The sequence below is a fragment of the Pectobacterium cacticida genome, from assembly GCF_036885195.1.
In the GTDB taxonomy this organism is placed as follows: domain Bacteria; phylum Pseudomonadota; class Gammaproteobacteria; order Enterobacterales; family Enterobacteriaceae; genus Pectobacterium; species Pectobacterium cacticida.
The window spans coordinates 3,184,771-3,199,245 of the sequence record NZ_CP133656.1; the positions used below are offsets into that span (position 1 = coordinate 3,184,771).

Below are 14,475 nucleotides of genomic sequence, written 5' to 3' on the forward strand. Positions count from 1 at the left end.
CCGGGCGCGTAAAAAGCGGTGGTGGGGCTGGTCTCCCACCACCGCAAGCGATTAACGACCAGATTTACCGCCCACGTAGCTAACGCCTACTGGGATAGGCTCTATACCAGCGTCAGAGTAAATGGCTGCGCCTTAAGCTGCGCCTGTACGTCCTCAGCTAACCCCGCATCGGTAACAATATCCGTCAAATCGGCAAGCGGCGTAACGCAAAACAGCGAATAGGCGCCATATTTACTGCTATCTGCGAGCAATATGCGGCGGCGGGCATTTGCGGCAAGGTCTTGCTTTACCCCCGCTTTCTCTTCCGTCGGCGTGGTGATGCCTTTATCCAGACTCCACGAGTTGCAGCTAATGAACGCGATGTCGGGATAAATACTGCGTAATAGGCGGCGACCATGCTCACCAATACAGGACTGACTGCTGTCATCAATCCGCCCGCCGATGATCGTCACTTCAATTTGCCTGAATTCGGACAGAAACAGCGCAATTTGTAAATCTGCGGTAATCACCCGCAGCGGCAGGTGCGTCAGATTTCGCGCCAGTTCCAGCATGGTTGTTCCCGCATCCAGCACCACCGCACTGCCCGGTTTCACCAGCGTGGCGGCATAGCGAGCGATGGCCTGTTTTTCCTGAAGATTACGATGCAGTTTCTCATTGGTGGTCGGCTGAGAAGGAATAAAACGATTAAGCGTCACGCCGCCGTGACTACGACTAATCACACCCTGCTCGTCCAGCTTGATTAAATCTCGCCGAATCGTCGCCGGGGAAGCGTCGATCACGGAAACCAACTCATCGACCGTCACCAGATTATGACTTTTCAGATAATCCATGATCTGATCAAGGCGACTCTGCCCTCTGACTCTCTCCCCGCTCATGCGGGACGCATCGGTTAATGTAGGATCCACGGCGATACCCATCTTGCTGTCGTAACATTATTTACTGTTGTTGGTGTTCGGTAACAGAATACCAGAAACCTTCCCGAATACGGGAAGGGAGATATTCCGCATTGCGTACCGTATCGCGTTTAAGTCCACTTTCCCTGACATTTCCAGCCCCTTGATAGTACGATCTCGTTAGGAAACCCAGATGCTCTTTATCGTCCAACAAACGCTGCTGTTGAAGTAATTTATTATATAAATTAAAAGGATAGTGACGATCTCCCGATGATGCAAACTCTGCTAAAAATTGATTTGCCCCGACTGACGTAGTAACATCTGGTACTCTCCCTATTCCTCATAACCATTTGGTTTCCCTATGCCAATTATCCAATCGGTGGAACGCGCGTTACGTATTCTGGATCTCTTTGATGAATATAATGTAGAGATCAAGATTACCGATATCAGTACACAGATAGGGCTACACAAAAGTACCCTGCATTCCCTGTTGAAAACACTTCAGGTTGCTGGCTACATCGATCAAAACAAAGAAAATGGCAAATACCGCCTAGGTATGAAACTGGTTGAGCGCGGTAATTTAGTAGTAAATTCCATTGATATCCGCGAGAAAGCCCGTAGCTATTTGTTAGATTTGGCATCGCAAACCGGCCAGACCACTCACTTAGCCCTTCTTGATGGCAAAGAAGCCGTGTATATCGATAAAGTCGAAGGGAAACTGGCAGTCATCACGTTTTCCCGTATCGGGCGTCGTCTCCCCCTTCATTCAACAGCGATAGGTAAGGTTCTTATGGCTTTCTCATCGGAAGATGAAGTCAACGCGCTCCTGCAAGATTATGATTTTACTCGTCAAACATCTAATACACTTGTCGATAAGGAAGCCTACCTGAAAGAATTGGCCTCTGTACGCCAACAGGGTTACGCCATCGATAACCAAGAGAATGAGCAAGGCGTTCGCTGTATTTCTGTGCCTATTTGGAATCACGCTCGCCGCATCATCGCTGCAATTAGTATGTCCACATTGACCAATCGCGTATCGGACGACGACATTAAAGACTACATTTTGTTGCTGAAAGCAGCCTCACAAGCTTTGTCACAGCAACTTGGCTATGAGGGCTGGAAGGAAGAGCGCGCCCTGGCTGAATGAGCCATCCCCCAGAGCGCGACAACCTCAAATCGCCATATTAAGTAACAAAATAAAGATCAGACCAAAAACAGAAACTAGCGTAGAAAGTAGCGTCCAGGTTGCAAACGTTTCTTTCATGGTTAAGCCAAAATATTCTTTAATCATCCAAAAACCAGCATCGTTAACGTGGGATGCAATGGCGCTTCCTGCTCCCGTCGCCAACGTTACTAGCGCCAGATTGGCATCACTTTGCGCCAACGTTGGGATAACAAGCCCCGCAGTGGAGATAGCCGCCACGGTCGCTGAGCCCAGCGAAATGCGTAGGATCGCGGCGACACACCACGCTAAAAGAATCGGCGATGCTGATGTGCCAGCAAATAACTCTGCCACATAGTTTCCGACGCCACCGTCGATCAAGACTTGCTTGAACGCGCCACCGCCGCCGATAATTAATAGCATCATCCCAATGCCCGCGGCAGCAGAGCTACAAGATGCCATTAATGTTTTTATTTCAATATTTCGTTGCAGCCCCATTGAACAAATAGCAAATAATAAGGAGATCACCATCGCAACCGATGCGTCACCCAAAAGTTTTATAATATCAATGAGTATATTATCTGGCATGCCTAGCGACTGCTGAATCATTGATATTAAGGTGGCGATTGACATCAGAATAACGGGAAGCATGGCGGTAAATAAACTAATACCAAATCCTGGCGTATCCTCTAACAAAAAAGTTTTCTGCGCGCCCAGCGATTCTATATTACCTACTTTGTTGAATCCTTCAGGAACGATGCGTTTAGCCACTTTATTAAACAATGGGCCACATATCACCACCGTTGGTGCGCCAACGATAACACCATAGAACAATACGGTTCCGATATCAGCACCGTATTCCCCGGCAATCATCGTTGGACCGGGGTGGGGAGGGAGGAAACCGTGAGTAACCAATAATGCAGAAGCCATCGGGATTCCAAGATGAAGAATCGATACATTTAATTGGCGCGACATCGTAAATAAGATAGGGACTAATAGCACTAACCCCACCTCGAAAAATAAGGCAATGCCGACAATGAATGAGGCAATAACGACAGCCCACTCAATACGACGAGCGCCAAAACGAGTAATTAATGTTACAGCGATACGATGCGCACCTCCAGCATCAGCTATCAATCGACCCAGCATGGCACCTACGCCAAAAATTAATGCGATATGACCGAGTGTACTCCCCAATCCTTTTTCAATGGATTTAACAACACCATTAAGAGGAATACCGAGTGCTAACGCCACGCCAAAAGCAATAATAAGTAAGGATACAAAGGTATTTAGTTTTAACTTCATGATGAATATAAGAAGAAAAAATATACCGATACAGACAATAAACAGAGGCATTTGAATAACTCCGGATTTTATATTTTACGGTAAGATTTATTCTTATTCACTCTTCTTTTTATAAGACAAAAAATCACTTCGACAGTAAATATTTATAGTCAGCCCTGCCAATTTTCAGCATAAAAGAGAATGAATATATTTATAGTTTCCCTGGTGATGGCTTTTTTATTTCATGAAGAACTCCTTTTAATGGATGCGGATAAAAACCTTCTTTGCATATTACTGACTAAAAAGTGAATGCAGAAAGTAATATGCAATTTAACATTCCGCTTGAAGAGTATTTACCGCAAAAAAATAATTATCATTGATCATTTAATACTTTCATACCTGCATGTAAGGCATCGATAATTTTGTCAGCATCATAAATACACCCCTTCCAGGTTCCACCACTTGCAGCCTGCAATGCCGCCCATAGTCGGGTGTCATCGGGTAGCTCTGCGTGGGGACGTAAATCGGGATGTACCTTACGCGCAGCCAACGCTTCTGCGCCCTCTTCCGGCGTCAATGGCTGATCGGAGGTACCGATAAAATTAATGGAACCAGACAATTTCTGCCTATCGATGATGATCTCAATAATATCGCCATCGCGTAGTTTGCCTATGGGGCCGCCGACTAAGGCTTCAGGGCCGACATGACCGATACAAGCGCCCGTGGATACACCAGAAAAACGGGCATCTGTAATAAGAGAAACATGCTTCCCATAAGGTAAATGCTTCAGCGCCGAGGTAACCTGATACGTCTCTTCCATCCCCGTACCTGATGGCCCACCGCCAATGATGACCATGATATCGCCTTGATGAATCTGCCCATGCTTAATCGCATGGATCGCTAGTGCTTCAGAGGTAAAGACTCGCGCTTTGCCGGTATGACGATAGACGCCATCATCGCCGACTACGGAAGCATCTATGGCCGTGGATTTAATCACCGACCCTTCTGGCGCAATGTTCCCCATCGGGAACGTGATGGTTGACGTCAACCCTCTTTCGCGCGCCTGATCCGGGTTCATAATGACGTCATCGGGACGGATGCCATCCAATTCCCACAAACGCTCACGGAATACCTTCCGTCGTTCAGAGGTTTCCCACCAGGCGAGATTGTCGCCCACGCATTCCCCTGTTACCGTCAGCGCATCTTCGTGCAATAGCCCGAGATCGCGCAGGTGCAACATGACTTCCGGCACGCCGCCAGCCAAAAACGCACGCACGGTAGGATGATAGACAGGGCCGTTGGGTAAGACACTCACCAGACGCGGCACGCGCCGATTGATCTTAGTCCAGTCATCGACGCTGGGGATTCGACACCCCGCAGCATGTGCAATGGCCGGAATATGCAATAATAAATTGGTTGATCCACCGAATGCGGCATGTACCGTCATCGCATTCTCAATAGCATCATCAGTTAGAATATCTTTGGTGCTTAACCCCTTACGTTCCAATATCAGCACCGCGCGAGCGGATTGACGGGCGATTTCCAGCCAGACCGCCTGTCCAGAAGGTGCCAGCGCCGAATGGGGTAACGCCAACCCTAGCGCCTCGGCAACCACTTGAGAGGTTCCTGCCGTACCAAGAAACTGGCAACCGCCACCGGGCGATGCACATGCACGACAGCCGAGCATCGCTGCTTCTTCCAGCGTAATATCGTGATTGGCAAAACGCGCACCGATGGTCTGAACTTTCCCGGCATCTTCGCCCTGAGTTGGCGGCAACGTCGCCCCACCAGGGACGATGATCGTCGGCAGGGAATGCATGGAAGATAGTGCGATCATCATCGCGGGTAGCCCTTTATCACAGGTAGCGACGCCGATGACGGCTTTGCGGGTCGGAAGCGAGCGAATCAGGCGGCGAAAAACAACCGCCGCATCATTCCGATAGGGCAATGAATCAAACATGCCGGTAGTTCCCTGAGAACGACCGTCGCAAGGATCGCTGATATAACCAGCGAAGGGGATTCCACGGTGAAGAGCAACTTCTTCCGCCGCTGCACGCATTTGCAGGCCAATTTCCCAATGCCCCGTGTGATACCCTAATGCCACGGGTTTACCATCCGTGTCGCGGATCCCGCCTTGCGTTCCTAAAATTAAGACTTCGCTGCCCAATAATTTATTTGGGTCCCACCCCATACCGGCATTGAGAGTCAAACCAAATATATGGCCACTCGGTGAGTCAATCAGCATTTCCGGTGTCAGCGGCAATGCTCCCTGTGGCCCTTCCGCATGCGTCTGAATATCATAAATCTGCGCATTGTCCTGATGATAAATCGTATTTATAGACATGGCTTATCCACTTATTTTTAGAATAAAACGCGCTGTTTTCTTTTAGAAAACAGCATGCACAACATCACTACTCACTGAATTCCGGTTTCGGGCCGCGCGTAATATGCTCGCGTCCCGAAACCAGATAACACTGTGGTTATTTTTTTGGTAACACGCCGGCATCAACGAGCGTTTGCCGGACCTGCGCTTTCTGCTCACTATTTAATGGCTGGGTCGGCGCTAAACAGGTAGTAGAAATATCCATTCCCACCAGCACCATAGCTTCTTTCACTACATTCACAAATGGGCTGTCTATTTGATAAAGGCGCGGTAATTGCAAAATAGTTTTATGCATCGCCAGTGCCTCCGCTAATTGCCCTTGACGGAGTGCCTGGTAGATACCAACAGACAACTCCGGTGCAAAATTGGCACTGGCGGAAATTGCGCCATCGCCTCCCATTAGCAGGGTATTCAATAAGTGATCGTCAAAACCGCAGAACACTGAGAAATTGGGATGGGCAGGCTTCACCGTGACGATCATATCGCGCAAATGCGCCACAGAATCGATGGTGTCTTTTATACCGACAATGTTGTGATGTGCATCAGCCAGACGTTTCACTAGCGCGGGATAAAGATCCTGACCAGTGAGCGTGGGGAAATTATACAAAATTACTGGGAGCGAAACGGCAGTGGCGATAGCCCTGTAATATTCCATTAGGTTCTCTTCGGTAATATGCCAGTAATAGGGATTAATGGCGACCACCGCATCGGCGCCAATGGCCTCAGCATGTTGGCTCAACGCAACAGCTTCACGCGTGTTGGTACTGCCCACGCCAATCAATACTGGAACTCGGCGATCCACCATAGGCACTACTGCTTCCGCCAGAGCCATACGCTCCGCCGTCGACATCTGTGAAAATTCACCTCCCGTACCGAGGAAAAACAGCCCATCCACCCCCGCAGCGATCAAGCGATCAATCACGCGCTGCATACCCGCTACATCCAAAAGGCCGTCATCCGTAAAGATTGATGACACCGGCGGGATAATTCCCGTAAACGCTGTGATACACCCCATTCAATTCTCCTTACAGCACTAGATAACCAAAAAGAAACGAGCTCGCGATCCATATTTAATCGGCCAAGTCATTTTGTTTTACATTATAAAACTAAGTTCTATATTTCATAACAAAATGCTAGCACCACAACTTGTGGTGCGTAAATAACCAACTGAGTGCAACATTAAGAATTGGTCACTGGATCACAAAACCTAGAAGTGAAGGTAAAAAGGGAAGCAGTAATACCTAGCGGCATGGAATCCTGAATCGGAGATGGAAGATGGAAGATGGAAGATGGAAGATGGAAGATGGAAGATGGAAGATGGAAGATGGAAGATGGAAGATGGAAGATGGAAGATGGAAGATGGAAAAAAATAGCGCAAACGGGTGTAACGCGATGACGTTCACTCTATTCCTAATGGCAGGATACTCAAACCCGCCCGAGGGCGGGAAATTCATTACCTGATATCTACGTCGCTGAAAACACCACGCCGACTGCGGGGGCGAAGGACGGCAATCAGGCGAGTTGCAGCGCGAGTTGGATCGAAATTGCCATACTTTCGGATTTGGCTTTTCCCGTCCAGGCAATGTCAAACGCGGTGCCGTGGTCGGCAGAAGTACGAATAAACGGTAATCCAGCGGTGATATTTACCCCATCGTAGAAGCCCAGCAGCTTGAGCGGAATGTGCCCCTGATCGTGATACATCGCAACCACCATGTCGTACTGGCCTTCATACGCCTGTAAGTAAACCGTATCCGGCGGGCATGGGCCAGACACATCAATGCCTTTGGCTTTCATCGCGTCGACCGCTGGCGTTACGATGTTGATCTCTTCGTCACCAAATAGGCCGTTCTCTCCCGCATGCGGATTAACGCCAGCCACCGCGATGCGGGGGTGTGCAAAACCGACGCGCTTAAGGAAGGTATCCGCTATGTTGATCACTGTTTCCACACGCTCACGGTTAAGCGTATCCAGGAATTTACGCAGCGCAATATGCGTTGAGACGTGAATTACCTTTAGTTTCTCTGTGTACAACACCATCGCATAGTCACGGCTGTGAGTCAGTTCCGCCAGCAACTCAGTGTGGCCAGGATAATGATGCCCAGCAGAGTATAGGGCTTCTTTATTCAGCGGCGCAGTCGCGATCGCATGGACTTCCCCCCCTAGTGCCAGTTCGGTCGCTTTTTTAATACAGCGGTAGGCGAGATCCCCGGCCTGAGCCTGAACCAACCCCGGCTTTAGCGCTTGCGGTCGCGCTAACGGCTCATCAATGATGTTGATCACACCAGGCGCGAACGCCGCGTCGGCGGGTTTATCAATCACATTCAGCGTGACGGATGGCGCCACATTAAGCGCCAGAATACGGCGCATCGTCTGGACACAGCCCACCACCACGGCAGGTGCGCCGGACAGCTCGCCGTCGGCCAGCGCCTTGATAATAATTTCCGGCCCAATCCCGGCAGGATCCCCCATCGTTACCGCAATAATTTTACTCACTGATTCTCTCCTCAATAAAACGCAAAATGTCGAGCAGGGTAGCGTCGTTGCCAAAACCCCCGGCCTTAGTCATGACAGGAGTCGTGCCGACCATGCTGTTCAGCAGATATCCCCAAGGTACACAGGATGCGATTTGCCCCTTAATCTGAAAGCCCGTCGCGCCCAAAGCGGTGGCTACGGCAATCGCAATGTCGCCACCAGATAAATACAACCCTCCCGGTAAGCGTTGCGCCTCGCGGCGATCCAGCGCCTGAACCACGCGGCACGTCAGTTCTCCCAGCCCGTGGCTGATGGTTTCGCCTAATTGCTGGCGGCTAAGCCCTAGCGCCCGGCAACGCGCATCAATCTTGAAGCGCTGCTCCGGATTGTGGCGAGGACGCATAATGCAGTGTCGCCCGTTTACCAGCGCGCTTACCGCTTCCTGACATAACGAGTTCATCGTGGCGTCGCAATCGGGAGAGAAGAACGTGTTGATGTCGATGTCCACTATGACGACATCGCGATGCCGCTGCGCAAAGGCAATCTGTTTTTGAGCGATATCACTCATCGATCCAACGACTGCCAGCAGCGGCATGTTGTCGTTACGCGTGAAACCCAATGCGGCCGCCAGCGCATCGCTCAACCCGGCAGAGCCGACCAACAGCGGACGGAACGGCAATGACTTCGCCGCGTCAATGATATGCCGCAGATCGTCCTGTACTTCGGTATCCAAAATAATCAGACGGACACCCGCCTCTGCCAGTTGTTGCAAACGGCGGGCTAAATGGGGCTGGCGCACTTCTTCAAGATGAATCTCAGCACTGGGTAATGCGGTTTGTTCCGCCAGACGAGTGGCGATAGAAGACGAGGCCACCGGCGTCATTGGATCGCTGGCGAACTCCGTGTCGGTAAGCAGACGACCATTAACCCAGACGTCGCCTTGTCGGGTAACACGCCCCAACGTTGGCGACGCCGCTGCAATCAGTGCGATAGGCGCCGCAGCCGCAGACAGCGCGGCGGCCACTTCCGCGCCCACATTTCCACGCAGCGTCGAGTCGATTTTCTTGATAATCCAGCCTTGCCCCCCGGCCGCACGCCAGGCGGCGATGGCGTCGCCGATACGCAAAGACGCCACGTCGCTACGCTCGGCACGACTATTGGTATTGATAACGACCGCGTCGCCCAGCAAATCGGCATGGAGTTTGTTCGCGTCAAAAATGACGTTAACCTGCGCGCCATGCTGCGCCAGACCGACGCCTGCATCATTAGCCCCTGTAAAATCATCAGCAACCACCAAGACCTGTTCTGCTGACTGCTGCACGTTTGGCATAGTGCGTTCCCACTCCATGATTACCTGATATTTGATTATATTAAATCATATTTGATTATATGTGAGCAATCTCAAATTATTTAACAGCCATTTCACCTATAAATTGTCACCACAATGCAGCACAGCATGTTCGTAAGTGAATACATCACGCGATATGACTGAAATCAATCATTTCCGTGTTAACGATCTGGCAAAGACGAGAAAAGAGAAAAAGGCAAGGTAATAGGCATGAATATCAATAGCACGATCCTCAGCGGTCACCGGGTACTTCAGGACATCCGTTACCTGTTAACAGGGAAACAGCACGTTTTATTGGTTACTGACCAAAACATCGTTGGGCTACCTGACGTTCAGACGCTGATCGCACACGTTAAGCAAGCCGTTCCGCAGCTTCTGTTCGTTGATAATGTGCCTGCCGAACCCAGTCAACATGACGTCGCAAAGATACTGGGCCAGCTCACACAACCCCAAACCGATCTGGTGATTGGCATCGGCGGCGGCAGCGTCCTGGACGTCGCCAAGCTGCTTTCTGTCCTGTGCGCGGGTGATGAAACCGTTACGCTGGATAGCCTGCTGGCGGGAGAAAAACCGACGCGCCGCACAACCTCTCTGCTCATTCCGACCACGGCGGGCACCGGCTCGGAAGCGACGCCAAATGCTATTCTGGCAATCCCGGAGAAAGAGACCAAAGTCGGTATTATTACCCCGGTGATGCTACCGGATTACGTCGCGCTGGTGCCGGAACTGACCACTAGCATGCCTCCGCACATCGCCGCGTCGACGGGTATCGATGCGCTTTGCCATCTGATTGAGTGCTTTACCTCAACAAGCGCTAACCCGGTCAGCGACAACTACGCGCTGATTGGGCTGAAAAAGCTGTTTGCCCACCTCGAAACCTCGGTACGCGAACCCGGCAATCTGGACGCCAAGCTCAATATGTTGTGGGCCTCTTATTATGGCGGCGCCGCGATTGCCCACGCTGGTACGCATCTGGTTCACGCCATGTCTTACCCGCTGGGCGGCAAATACCACATTCCCCACGGCGTGGCGAACGCCATCCTGCTCGCCCCTTGCATGCGTTTCGTGCAGAACGCCGCGCAGGAAAAATTCGCTCAAGCCTATGACCTGCTGCCAGATGCCGATCTAACGCTCGCGACAGCGGAAAAAGCGCAGGCGCTGGTGACGTATTTCAGCGCGTTGGTTAAACGCCTCAACCTACCTAACACCCTACAGCAACTTGGCGTGGAAAAGGCGCATCTGCCCTATCTGGTTGATGCGGCCTTGCAGGTTCAGCGCCTGATGAAAAATGTGCCGACACAGGTCTGTGCCGACGATGTCCGTGAGGTTTACCTGACGCTGTTTTAAGCCAAACCGCGCCGCGTTTCCCTCTTTCAATCATGTGTACGAGGAACCCCAATGAGTAAAAACATTACCGGCGTCCTGACCGCCATCGTTACACCGTTTGATCACCAAGGTGAATTTAACCCCGCCGCGCTGCGGCTTCAAATCCAGCGCCAGATGCGCTACGGCAACGGTATTTTTTGCAACGGCACCAACGGTGAGTTTTTTGTGCTGCACACCGATGAAAAAGTCGCCGTTACCGAGACCTGCGTCGATGAAGTGGGCCGAAAGGTGCCCGTTGTCGGTCACATTGGTGAAATTTCCACGCGCGAAACCATCAAGCTCGGCAAACGTATCGCCGCGCTGGGCGTCGATGCCGTTTCGGTTATCACACCGTATTTTATTCCCCTCAAACAGGAAGAACTGATCGCCCACTACACCGCCGTAGCCGATGCGCTGACCGTGCCAGTGTTTCTCTATAATATTCCAGCCCGCACGGGGAATACGCTGGCGCCAGAAACCGTCCGCACGCTGGCGGATCATCCAAACATCATCGGTATCAAAGACAGCGCAGGCAGCTATGAAAGCCTCAGCGGTTATTTACACGCCGTGAAAGACGTTGATGGTTTTGATGTGTTGAATGGCCCGGATTCGTTGATCCATCAGGGATTTGTTGACGGTTGTTCCGCCTGCATTTCCGGGCTGGCCAACGTAGCGCCGGAACCCATCAGCCAGATCTGGCATCGTTTTCACGCCGGCGACATCGAAGGTTCTCGTCAGGCGCAAGAACAGGTCGCCGAACTACGTAAGACGTTATACGCCATCGCGTTCTCACCGGCGGTGGTGAAAAAAGCGCTCACCCTGATGGGACATGATGTCGGCGTCAGCCGTTATCCGATCCAATTCTCAACTCAGGATGAAGACAACATCCGCCGCATACTTAATCAATTCTCGCAGTAACAGAGAAATCTCAATTTCCATCTATAGGCCGAGAAGATATGAACCATTTTAATTTTACCGACACCCTCATTATCATTGGGATGATAGTGTTTTATATCGCATTCACCTCATGGGTGACGCTTAAATTACGCAGTAAATCCAATTCAGAATTTATGGAAGGCTCCCGTGCGCTACCGGCTTTTATCGTCGGAATTCTATTGATGACTGAATTCATTGGGGCCAAATCCACTATAGGAACAGCACAGTCCGCATTCGAAAATGGGATTGCCGCGTCGTGGTCGGTCATTGGCGCAGCCATCGGTTTCCTGCTGTTCGGGATGATTTTAGTCAAAAAGATCTATAACACGGGTAAAGTTACTATTTCCGGCGCTATTGCAGAAAAATATGGCACATCGACCAAGAATATTATTTCGATCATTATGATCTACGCGTTGCTACTGGTAAACGTAGGTAATTACGTTAGCGGCGCAGCGGCCATATCGACTGTGTTGAAAATTTCTCTGCCCGTTGCGGCCTTGATTACGGCTATCGTCAGTACGTTTTACTTTTATTTTGGTGGCTTGAAAGGCGTTGCTTACGTGACGTTAATTCATAGCGCAATAAAATACATCGGCGTAATGATCATTTTATACGTGGCGCTGAAAATGACTGGTGGTATTACGCCAATGGTCGAAAAAATGCCAGATTATTACTGGACGTGGGATGGTAAAATCGGGGCCAGCACTATTTTTGCATGGCTTATTGGCACCATTGGCTCCATTTTCTGTACGCAATTCGTTATTCAGGCCATTTCATCAACAAGAAATGCGGCCAGCGCCAAACGAGCTACCTGGATCGCCTTCATCTTCTGCATGCCGATTGCGATTGCAATTGCGGTTATCGGCGTCGCGGCGAAGTTCGCTCATCCAGAGATCAACAGCCTGTATGCGATGCCAATCTTCCTTCAAGATATGAACCCATGGCTTGCAGGGTTAGTGACAACCTCTCTGGTCGCATCGATCTTCATTAGTGTAAGTACCGTGGCGTTGGCGATTGCGTCACTGATCGTGAAAGATTTCTACGTCCCATACTACAATCCGACGCCAGAAAAAGAGATGAAAATGACACGAGTATTCTCGCTCATTATTGGATTCTTGCCGTTAATTTTCGTCCTGCTGGTGCCGGAAGTTCTAAAGCTATCGTTTTTTACTCGCGCTATTCGCCTATCCATTTCAGTCGTTGCTGTGATCGCATTCTATCTGCCGTTTTTTAACAGCGCACGCGGAGCAAACGCTAGCCTGATTGCAGCCTGCGTGCTCACCTCCGTCTGGTATATCCTCGGCAACCCGTACGGTATCGATAACATGTATATCGCGTTGGTTACCCCAGCTATTGTCATGCTGATCGATCGCCTGATTCCGAATAAAGCAACCAAGATCAAACTTTCTCAAACTGAAAAGCAACCAGGAGCCTAAGTCATGAGTAGCGAAATCATTACCGTGGAACGTAGTGGGAAAATGCATCACGCAGCAGGGGATGACGCGCGTCTGGATGCCTACATTCCATCGGAATGCCCGCAGAATCATGCGGCCAACCTACTGCATTTGCCCAATGGCGATGTTTTGTGCGCCTGGTTCGGCGGCACGCAAGAAGGGATTGCGGATATTTCTATCTATCTGTCTCGCCTTGCGCGGGGCAGCGATTGCTGGAGCAAAGCCATTAAGCTCTCGGAGGATGCTACACGTTCCGAACAGAACCCCGTACTGTTCCTCGCGCCAGATAATGTGTTGTGGCTTCTGTATACCGCGCAGAAATCCGGTAACCAGGACACCGCCATTGTGCGTTACCGCCAATCCACTGATTTTGGCGCCACCTGGGGCAAGATCGAAACCTTGCTCGATCAGCCGGGCACCTTTATTCGTCAGCCCATTACCGTACTGGAGAATGGCGACTGGCTATTGCCTGTATTCTACTGTCGCGTGCAACCGGGGGAAAAATGGGTCGGCAACTATGATGATAGCGCGGTGAAAATCTCCAGCGACCAAGGCAAAACCTGGCAGGAATACCCGGTGCCAAACAGCACTGGCTGTGTGCATATGAACATCACCCCGTTGCAGGATGGTACGCTGCTGGCACTGTATCGTAGCCGTTGGGCGGATTTTATCTATCAAAGCCGTTCAACGGATGGAGGGAAAACCTGGTCAGAACCGGTAGCGACCGATTTGCCAAACAATAATTCGTCCATTCAGGTGACAACGCTAAAAAACGGACATTTAGCGCTGGTGTTTAATCATATGAGCGCCGCCAATGCCACCGAGCGCCGTCTGTCTCTGTACGATGAGATCGAAGATGAAGAAGACAAAACCAGCAACGCTGCAATGCCGGACGTTAAGGCTGGGGGTCGTAGCGCCTTCTGGGGAGCTCCACGAGCGCCAATGACGATAGCGATTTCGGAAGACGGCGGTAAAAGTTGGCCATGGCAGCGCAATATCGAAGTCGGTGACGGTTATTGCATGACCAATAACTCCACGGAAAAACTGAATCGCGAGTTCTCTTATCCCAGCATTAAGCAGGCGCGAGACGGTAAGTTGCATGTGGCATTCACCTACTTCCGGCAGGCAATCAAGCACGTCGTGATAGATGAAGCCTGGGTTAAGGCGAACTAAACCAC

The 14,475-nt window shown here is 50.7% G+C and carries 12 protein-coding genes; 6 read left to right on the plus strand and 6 right to left on the minus strand.

Annotation, left to right across the window (positions count from 1 at the left end; translation table 11 throughout):
- Positions 1 to 101: 101 nt before the first annotated feature.
- Positions 102 to 917 (minus strand): DeoR/GlpR family DNA-binding transcription regulator, encoded by an 816-nt coding sequence (locus RFN81_RS14665; RefSeq protein WP_264496527.1) that lies wholly within the window; start codon positions 915 to 917, stop codon positions 102 to 104.
- A 337-nt stretch (positions 918 to 1,254) separates the two neighbouring features.
- On the opposite strand from RFN81_RS14665, the gene RFN81_RS14670 reads away from it, so the two are divergent.
- On the plus strand, positions 1,255 to 2,040 hold the full coding sequence (locus RFN81_RS14670; protein ID WP_264496528.1) for an IclR family transcriptional regulator: 786 nt from the start codon (positions 1,255 to 1,257) through the stop codon (positions 2,038 to 2,040).
- Positions 2,041 to 2,064: 24 nt separating this feature from the next.
- Here RFN81_RS14670 and RFN81_RS14675 read toward each other — a convergent pair whose 3' ends face one another.
- The 3 genes from RFN81_RS14675 to RFN81_RS14685 form a co-directional block, all read right to left on the minus strand.
- The gene (locus RFN81_RS14675; RefSeq protein ID WP_264496529.1) at positions 2,065 to 3,411 is read right to left on the minus strand and encodes a gluconate:H+ symporter; all 1,347 of its coding nucleotides are present in this window, start codon (positions 3,409 to 3,411) and stop codon (positions 2,065 to 2,067) included.
- Positions 3,412 to 3,712: 301 nt separating this feature from the next.
- Positions 3,713 to 5,683, minus strand: a complete 1,971-nt coding sequence (locus RFN81_RS14680; protein ID WP_264496530.1) for a YjhG/YagF family D-xylonate dehydratase — start codon at positions 5,681 to 5,683, stop codon at positions 3,713 to 3,715.
- A gap of 136 nt (positions 5,684 to 5,819) precedes the next feature.
- A complete protein-coding gene (locus RFN81_RS14685; protein WP_264496531.1) occupies positions 5,820 to 6,737 on the minus strand; it encodes a dihydrodipicolinate synthase family protein in 918 nt (305 codons plus the stop codon).
- 260 nt (positions 6,738 to 6,997) lie between these two features.
- Here RFN81_RS14685 and RFN81_RS14690 point away from each other — a divergent pair, with 260 nt between their 5' ends.
- Positions 6,998 to 7,183: a hypothetical protein gene (locus tag RFN81_RS14690; RefSeq protein ID WP_264496532.1), complete on the plus strand. Its 186-nt coding sequence runs from the start codon at positions 6,998 to 7,000 to the stop codon at positions 7,181 to 7,183.
- A 51-nt stretch (positions 7,184 to 7,234) separates the two neighbouring features.
- Here RFN81_RS14690 and RFN81_RS14695 read toward each other — a convergent pair whose 3' ends face one another.
- Together RFN81_RS14695 and dtnK are read right to left on the minus strand one after the other, a co-directional pair.
- Positions 7,235 to 8,215, minus strand: a complete 981-nt coding sequence (locus RFN81_RS14695) for a D-threonate 4-phosphate dehydrogenase (RefSeq protein WP_264496533.1) — start codon at positions 8,213 to 8,215, stop codon at positions 7,235 to 7,237.
- Positions 8,208 to 9,524, minus strand: coding sequence for a D-threonate kinase (gene dtnK / locus RFN81_RS14700; protein ID WP_264496534.1), 1,317 nt, complete (start codon positions 9,522 to 9,524; stop codon positions 8,208 to 8,210). The genes RFN81_RS14695 and dtnK overlap by 8 nt, the downstream gene beginning before the upstream one ends.
- A 228-nt stretch (positions 9,525 to 9,752) precedes the next feature.
- Between dtnK and RFN81_RS14705 the strand changes: the two genes are divergently transcribed.
- Genes RFN81_RS14705 through RFN81_RS14720 form a run of 4 tightly spaced genes read left to right on the plus strand, consistent with a single transcriptional unit; the run spans position 9,753 to position 14,470 of the window.
- A complete protein-coding gene (locus RFN81_RS14705; protein ID WP_264496535.1) occupies positions 9,753 to 10,889 on the plus strand; it encodes an iron-containing alcohol dehydrogenase in 1,137 nt (378 codons plus the stop codon).
- A 51-nt stretch (positions 10,890 to 10,940) separates the two neighbouring features.
- Positions 10,941 to 11,825, plus strand: coding sequence for a dihydrodipicolinate synthase family protein (locus tag RFN81_RS14710; RefSeq protein WP_264496536.1), 885 nt, complete (start codon positions 10,941 to 10,943; stop codon positions 11,823 to 11,825).
- Positions 11,826 to 11,863: 38 nt separating this feature from the next.
- The gene (locus tag RFN81_RS14715) at positions 11,864 to 13,279 is read left to right on the plus strand and encodes a sodium:solute symporter family protein (RefSeq protein ID WP_264496537.1); all 1,416 of its coding nucleotides are present in this window, start codon (positions 11,864 to 11,866) and stop codon (positions 13,277 to 13,279) included.
- Positions 13,280 to 13,282: 3 nt separating this feature from the next.
- Complete coding sequence (locus RFN81_RS14720; protein ID WP_264496538.1) at positions 13,283 to 14,470, plus strand: sialidase family protein; 1,188 nt, start codon at positions 13,283 to 13,285, stop codon at positions 14,468 to 14,470.
- Positions 14,471 to 14,475: the final 5 nt, after the last annotated feature.